This window comes from Rheinheimera tilapiae, assembly GCF_042432165.1.
GTDB classification, from domain to species: Bacteria; Pseudomonadota; Gammaproteobacteria; order Enterobacterales; family Alteromonadaceae; genus Pararheinheimera; species Pararheinheimera tilapiae.
This window is the reverse complement of the sequence record NZ_JBHLXP010000004.1, coordinates 165,472-172,711: the sequence shown is the minus strand read 5'-3', so window position 1 is coordinate 172,711 and position 7,240 is coordinate 165,472. Positions and strand designations below refer to the sequence as shown.

5 protein-coding genes are annotated in these 7,240 nt (G+C 53.6%); all 5 read right to left on the bottom strand.

Annotated features, from left to right (window positions below):
• Nucleotides 1-7 precede the first annotated feature (7 nt).
• The 5 genes from ACFFJP_RS15650 to ACFFJP_RS15630 all read right to left on the bottom strand — a co-directional run bounded on the left by ACFFJP_RS15650 (nt 8) and on the right by ACFFJP_RS15630 (nt 7,116).
• On the bottom strand, nt 8-583 hold the full coding sequence (locus tag ACFFJP_RS15650) for an RNA polymerase sigma factor (RefSeq protein WP_208932658.1): 576 nt from the start codon (nt 581-583) through the stop codon (nt 8-10).
• Nucleotides 584-715: 132 nt separating this feature from the next.
• Nucleotides 716-1,432, bottom strand: a complete 717-nt coding sequence (locus ACFFJP_RS15645) for a DUF6445 family protein (protein ID WP_377246147.1) — start codon at nt 1,430-1,432, stop codon at nt 716-718.
• Nucleotides 1,425-2,153 carry a SapC family protein gene (locus tag ACFFJP_RS15640; protein WP_377246144.1) on the bottom strand — a complete coding sequence of 243 codons (729 nt, stop codon included), beginning with the start codon at nt 2,151-2,153 and terminating at the stop codon, nt 1,425-1,427. Before ACFFJP_RS15640 ends, ACFFJP_RS15645 begins: the two co-directional genes overlap by 8 nt.
• Nucleotides 2,154-2,171: 18 nt before the next feature.
• Nucleotides 2,172-3,782 carry a tryptophan halogenase family protein gene (locus ACFFJP_RS15635; RefSeq protein WP_377246141.1) on the bottom strand — a complete coding sequence of 537 codons (1,611 nt, stop codon included), beginning with the start codon at nt 3,780-3,782 and terminating at the stop codon, nt 2,172-2,174.
• 136 nt (nt 3,783-3,918) lie between these two features.
• Nucleotides 3,919-7,116, bottom strand: coding sequence for a TonB-dependent receptor (locus tag ACFFJP_RS15630; protein WP_377246138.1), 3,198 nt, complete (start codon nt 7,114-7,116; stop codon nt 3,919-3,921).
• Nucleotides 7,117-7,240: the final 124 nt, after the last annotated feature.

Sequence of the window (7,240 nt, the reverse complement as noted above, 5' to 3'; positions counted from 1 at the left end):
GTGAATATTACTCATAGGATCCTCCTCTTGATTGTCGCTTCGCGTGTTGCTGGCCCTGTCCGGTTTCGCCACCCGTTGCTTTACGCATAAACAGCGTGCAACTTTTTAACCCGGTGGCGATATGTTTTTCGACTGTACTTTCACTGATCCGTAAATTGGCTGCGATCTCCCGCTGCGAATAGCCATAGACCTTTTTTAGTACAAATACTTTGCGGCACTGCAACGGCAGTTGCCGTACCGCTTCACAAAAATGGCCAAACTCGCTGCCCGACAATACCTGGTCATACACTTCATCCCGGCAGTTGTCTGATAATAGCTGGTCCAGCAGTTCAGCGTCTTCGACATGGTCCACATGGCGCACATTGGCCTGTTTGTGGTAATCCAGCGCCAGATTGCGCGCCACGGTAAACATAAAAGATTTCGGTGAGCTGATTTGCGTTTTATCTTCAATCTGGCAAATCCGCACATAAGTTTCCTGCACGATATCTTCGATTTCGTGCGGCGGAACTATCCTGGACACCGCGCGGTAAATGCCACGCCGCGATGCCAGATAGATCTTGTAAAACAATGAATCGTTTGACATTTTTCCCCGTTTTTTCTGTTTTTTATTGGTTATCAGGCCAAAATTTGCAGTTGTTGTTCTACGCAACGAATCTACTTAACAACTACAGACGAAACAGCCGGGGAAAATCCGCCAGTGCGACCGTAAATATTTTTAAAATAATTGCAAAAAACTACTGATGGTCAGCCGGCCCTGCGCCGGATCGGCAGCTGCCGCACTCAACTCCCTGATATTCCCTGAATGTAGCAGGTTACCCGGATAAATCACCGCCCGGTTAAAACAGGCCTCAACCTCACCGATTTGCTGAAAGAGGGCAGAACTACCGTGCATATAACGCGGCGCTTCATGTAGCCGGGCCGCCATGGCTTGTTGTTTCAGCACCGGGCCATAACTTTGCAGCCGTTCAGCGCTGATCCGCTCAAAGCCGGTATAACGATGGCGATAAAACGCCGTGCCACCATGCCTGCCATCACACAAATAATGCACCATCGCCAGCTGATGCGGTTCCACCGTATCAAAATGCGGCAACATCTGAATAGGCTTCAGCTGCTCAGCTGGTTTACAGGCCAGCGAGAACGCCGAACTGAGCACCCGCATTTGTTTTGCCTGTGGTACATACACCTGTTGTAACAGCGGCAGTAAGTCTTGTAACGCCTGCTGATACGACTGCGGTGTTGGCGCCCGCACGCCCGGATAAAAATTGGCCGGGTCAGCCTGATAATCGCCGTGCTGTGCCTGCTGCCATAACCAGTCACAGGCTGGAAATAAATGGTCTATCACCAATAACGGCGTCTGCTCAGTACCGATCAGCTGGCAAACCACCGCAGGTTTAGGCGATACAGGGGCTGCGCTCTGCATCGGCTTAGCCAACCAACTGCTGATTTTTACGCGCGATCAAGCCGTAGATTTGTGCCGCCGAGCCGAGAATGGCGTAGATCGCCGCTAAATGGCCCTGTTGATGCAGCTGCACCACTTGCTCTGGCGCCAGCGCCGCCAGCTTGTCTGCGTCGATGCTATACAAACCGTTCAGCCGCGTCGTGCTTTGGTCGGCAAAAGTGATGTCAAGCGACATCGGCTGTAACAACTGGCATTGCAGTAACATCTCAATGAGCGCATCGCGCTGTTGTTCCCCCTGCAGCAGCTGCACCAACCGCTGTTTCGCCTGTTGGTAGAAGTCAGTTTCGCGGCCATCCGGCAAAAACAGCAGCTCCGCGCCAACTGGTAACGGCTGGTTCTGGCCGGTGGCCGGACTCTCCAGATCAATGCAGACCACATAATCGTCGGCATCCGGCGTCGCCTTGCCGACAAAAAACGGCTGACGCTGGATTTGCAGCGGCAGATACAAGCCCTGCCAGCGGCCTTGCTGCATCAGTAAATTTTCGTTAGGCGCAAAGCCGGTTAATGCCGCCAGCACAAACTGACCAGTCTGGCCATTTTTCGCCAGCACCAAAGGCAACTGCGTCGCCACATGGGTCAATTCGGCCGGCACCACCGGGATCAGATTCTGTCCGGCAGCATGAACATCAATCTGCTCAGGTAACACATACAGCTGTTGATGCCGGGCCGGTTCTATTGCAACTAAATGAGCCATGACTTGCCTTCCTGCTGCTCAGATGGTTTGAAAACCATACTGACGAATTTTGTTGATAAGCTCGCGGTGCGTCGGTAGCAACGTCAGCGCCTGATCGATCATTTTGCGGTTTTGCTGCAGCTGTGCTGTGGCAAAATCCCAGTTAGTCAGCTGATGGCGCAGGCGGCTGGTATCACTGCGAAATCCCATGCCATACAACACATACTGATAACTGGCGGCCGGGAACACCTCATTATTGCTGGTGAAATCCAGGTCGCCCGGCGCGCGATGGGCCCACAGCTGCATCAGATCCAACAGGCTTTGTGGAATCGTCGCCGGGTCGCGGTTGTCACGCCAAAAAGCGCTGTCATTGCGCTGACTCAGAATGTAATGCAGCTTCAGAAAATCGATGATTTTGTCCCAGCGATATAAAAAGGTTTCGTTAAAACGCCGCGCCACAATATCCATCACGCCACGCGTCGCCGGCAGCTGCTCGGCAATCATCTGCGCGGATAATTCCACCAGCACCAGCGCCGACGCTTCCAGTGGCTCAAGGAAACCGGCCGATAAGCCTACCGCGACGCAGTTGTTTTGCCAGAAGTGCTGGCGATGACCACTGACAATCGGGATCTTCCGCACCGCAAGCTCAGCGATTTGCGGCCCGACATAGGCCGCTAAAGTGTCCCGCGCCTGTTGTTCACTGCAATAACGGCTGGCATAGACATAACCCACTCCACGACGGTGCTGCAGGCCGATATCCCAAATCCAGCCACAATCCTGCGCCGTCGAAATAGTGTGCGAGGCGATGGGAGCATCCTGCGTTGCGTAAGGCACCTGCACCGCCAGCGCCGTGTCGATAAACAGTACGTCGTCACAGCGCTTAAACGGCACCTGGTAATGCTCGCCCAGCAACAACGATTTAAAGCCGGTGCAATCGACAAATAAATCACCAGCGATCAGGCCATGGTTCTGAGTCTGCACGGCAGCGATATCACCATTGTCAGCGCTTTGCACGGCGATCACATCATCCTGAATATGTTCCACGCCAAGTTTTTCGATGCAGTGTCGTTGTAAAAACAAGCCAAACTTGCCGGAATCGAGGTGATAGGCGTAATTGGCGACGGCAGCATATTCAGCATGCCGGATAGTCTTCGGCGCCAAACCCTGCTCACAAATGGCTTCCTGATAACATAAATCGTTTGAGAAGGAACTGAGTGGGCCGGCCAGATCAGCGGCGGTTTTGCCTTGCAGCCAATAGGCCGCCATATCCGCTTTGCCAAAGCCCTGCGGCAGCACCAGCGGATGGTAATAGAAATCGTCGGCAGCGCCATTCACCCAACGGGCAAACTTAGCGCCTTGTTTAAAGGTGGCGTCACACTCGCGGATAAATTCGGTTTCACTGATGCCAAGTGCCAGCAAAGTGCTGCGCATCGTTGGCCAAGTGCCTTCGCCGACGCCAATCGGCGGTACGCCGGGGGATTCAATCAGAACCACTCTGATCGCACCGGCCTGACAGTTATGTTTGGCCGCAATGCGGCCGGCGGTCAGCCAACCGGCATTGCCTCCGCCGACGATCACGACGGTTTGGATCGGTTGCTCTGCCATGTTGTTGTTTTTGTTTTTGTTTTTGTTTTGGGGCTGAGATTGCATGAGGGACTTCCTGCTTTGCATCGCAAAAATGGAGTCAGCGAACTGACTCCGAAACAAGCGCAGTGACCACCCCGGGATCGGTGGTCACTGCGTCACTACTACATCCGAATTACGTAAAAATACACAACAACAGCGGTTAGAATGAACCGCGCACACCAAAGGCCACGCGCCGGCCGCTGTCTTCAATCAGCAGAAGCTGGTTAGCGAAACGACCGCGTTTGTGCACGTATTCATTGGTCAGGTTGATGCCTTCAATGACAACGGCCAAATCCGGCGTAATGTCGTAGCTGGCACTGGCGTCAATCTGCGCATAGTCTTCGACTATCACCACACCGTCGCCGTTGCTTTGTGTCAGCGACTGCACAAATGCATCACGCCAGTTGTAGGCAACCCGCGCCTGCAATGGGCCTTGTTCATAAAACGCCACCAGGTTGTACGAATCACTGAGGCCGGTTAACGCAAACACCTGATTGATGTCCGCCGGATCCAGTTCGGCATTACTGTCGACCAGTGTCGCGTTCGCCATCACGCCAAAACCCGACTCAAAGGTATGTTGCACTGCCAGTTCAAAGCCATCAACAATCGCCGACTCACCATTGCTTGGCAGCGTATTGCTAAATACTGCCGTGCTGTCGGCACTGTCCGGCGCGCCTGAATTGGCACCGGTTGACGGATCGGTCAGCAAGCCGCCATTGGCCAGCGTGAAGGTTTTGTCTTCGGTGATGTTGATGATGAAGTTCGACACGTTTTTGCGGAAATAACCGCCCGACAGATAACTGGCATCGCTGTAATACCATTCCAGCGACAGATCGAGGTTGGTCGCGCTGAACGGTTGCAGTTCCGGGTTACCTGAAGTTGAAGTCAAATCGCCGCCCTGCCGGGTGGTGCCAATCACCGTGACTGGTGACATGCTTTCCAGCGTCGGCCGGGTCAAAGTTTGAGACGCAGCAAAGCGGCCCACCAGGTCGTCTGAAATATCCAGTTTGACGCTGAAGTTTGGCAGGATGGCTTCGTAGCTCGAGCTCTCTTTGATCGGCTGGGCAGCACCGAATTGTGCCAGCATCTCGGTTTCATCGAGGATGCGCAGACCGCTGACCGGCGCATCGGTACCGTCCACATCGACACTGGTGCGCTCATAGCGCACACCGGCAGTGCTGGTTAACGGCATGCCGGCTAACGAGCCTTCAAAATCAAGTTCCAGATACAAAGACGCCGTATCTTCACCGACTTCAAACGACTTGTTGCGTTTAACCGCATCAAAGCTAATCGGCTTGCCGATCGAGGCAGCATATTGTTCGAGGAAAGCAAAGTTGGCTTCACCGTCATGCGCCAGCCATGAGGTTGGCATGCGGCCACTGCCACTGACGCCGCTTAAGAAATCACTACCGGCATTAAAGACATATTGCGGGAAACCGGCCATGTTCGGTTTGTCCGGATAACCACAGAACGTACAGTGAATACCGACGCCTTCGTTATCCCAACGCTCCAGGCTCTTGGTTTCGGTGGAATACATAGCGCCAAATTTCACTTTGGTTAAACCGCTGGCCGCATCTTCATTCCAGATGCCATCCCAGCGCAGCTGGTTCAGATCGTCTTCCACCGCCCAGCCGCGACGTAACATCACGTGGGCCCGGCTGTTTTTCGGATCCAGATGATTCGACACACCATCCGGTTTTACACCCGGTTGGTAAGCCGTGCCGTTTAGTTCCTGCTGGCCGCTGTAGATGTTCGGATTGGCGCCGGCAAACTCGCTGGCGTAAGGCAGGATATTGTCGTCAAGCTGGAAACGGACGCGGTTGGCATAACCAATCAAGGACAGCTGATCACCACGGCCATTGTTCGGTTCACGCTCAGCGCTGGAGTGGCTGAAATCGAATTTCATATTCAGATTGTTGCTAACGTCCCAATCGGCATTAAGGCCAATCGACAGCGTATCAGTCAGGCGGTCAAACTTCTTCGCGTGCATGTCAGTGGCGAGGCCCACTTCCTGATACAGGTCAACGACAGTGCCGTTCGCGTCCACCACCGGGCCTTTGGCGCCGCCAAAACCAGTGATATTTGGCGCGGTAAACCAGTGGCCGTAGGACGTGGTATCTGCTTCGACGTCAAAATCGGAATACAGCGCGTCAGCGGTCAGTTCCAGATTGTCGGCCGGAGCATATTGCAACACCAGGTTGGCGTTGGTGCGGCTACGCTCTTCAAACGTCACTTTATGATCGTAGTTCCGCGGTGAGAAAATATTACCGCTATAAGCAGCGCCGCTTTGCGTGACCGGATTTGGCACGCCAACGTTTTCCAGCCAGCCGTCAATTTGCGCCTGATTCAGCCGGGTGTCGCGCTGTTGATGCGACACAGCCAGCAAAGCGCCAACCGAGCCGTCTAAAAAGGTATCGCTGATCAGGCCAGAGACCTGTGGCGAGGTTTTTTCGCTGTTTTCTTCGTACACGCCTTTGATACTACCGGCAACTTTAAAACCACCGATGGCAAATGGCCGCGCGGTATTGACGTTAACAGTAGAACCGATACCACCGGATTGCTGCGTCGCGGTGGAGGTTTTGTGTACATCGAGGCTACGGACTAATTCCGCTGCAATAGTGTCAAAACTAAAAGCGCGGCTTTGGTTTTCCGACGCCATTTGCCGGCCATTGACCAGCACTGTATTAAATTCCGGGCCAAATCCACGTACGGTGATCAGTTGACCTTCACCACCGGACCGGTCAATCGACACGCCGGTAATGCGCTGCAGCGATTCTGCCAGGTTAGTATCCGGAAACTTACCAATGTCTTCGGCGGAAATGGAGTCCACCACACCACCGGCTTCGCGTTTGGAATCCATCGCGCGGCCAAGCGCACCACGGATACCCCGCACTTCAATCACTTCTGTTTTTGTCTCTTCTTTGTCCTGTACGGCAAAAGCGGGTGATACCGCCACTGTGCTGACCACTGCCATCACTGCTGTTGCCACTTTGTTTTTCTTATAATTCGCCATGTCGTCATTACTCTCGAAAGTCGGATCTATCAAAATAGATACCTGCCCACTTTCGCTAATCACCGGCTTGAGACCGGTGCCCTGCAGCAGAATGCGCAAGGCTTCGTCGAGGTTGTACTGACCACGGAGCGGATTGGTCACTTTGCCTGCCATCTTGTCGATGGGAAACAGCAAGGTGATGTCAGCCTGTTCAGCAAAACTGATTAGCGAGAGATCGGCTCTTTGTTCCGGAATATTGAAAGCAATCTCAGACGGCTTTTCATCGGCTAGCGCTGCAGCAGACAAGTTGCAGACCAGCAGCAATGACAACAAAGGCCGTCGCGTGCGTCGATATCCCCCCCGCATGTGCTTACGCCATGCAGAGAACCAAGACGACAGAGCGCGAATTTTCCGCCATATCCTTTTAAACAAGCTGTGAAACAATTGGTGTGTCCTCTCCCCGGCCTAAGTCGATCTTGTTGTTTTTATT

Bases quoted from the DNA above. Each gene is read 5' to 3' on its own strand.
- ACFFJP_RS15650 (WP_208932658.1), bottom strand. From the start codon at position 583: ATGTCAAACGATTCATTGTTTTACAAGATCTATCTGGCATCGCGGCGT.
- ACFFJP_RS15640 (WP_377246144.1), bottom strand. From the start codon at position 2,153: ATGGCTCATTTAGTTGCAATAGAACCGGCCCGGCATCAACAGCTGTAT.
- ACFFJP_RS15635 (WP_377246141.1), bottom strand. From the start codon at position 3,782: ATGCAATCTCAGCCCCAAAACAAAAACAAAAACAAAAACAACAACATG.
- ACFFJP_RS15630 (WP_377246138.1), bottom strand. From the start codon at position 7,116: ATGCGGGGGGGATATCGACGCACGCGACGGCCTTTGTTGTCATTGCTG.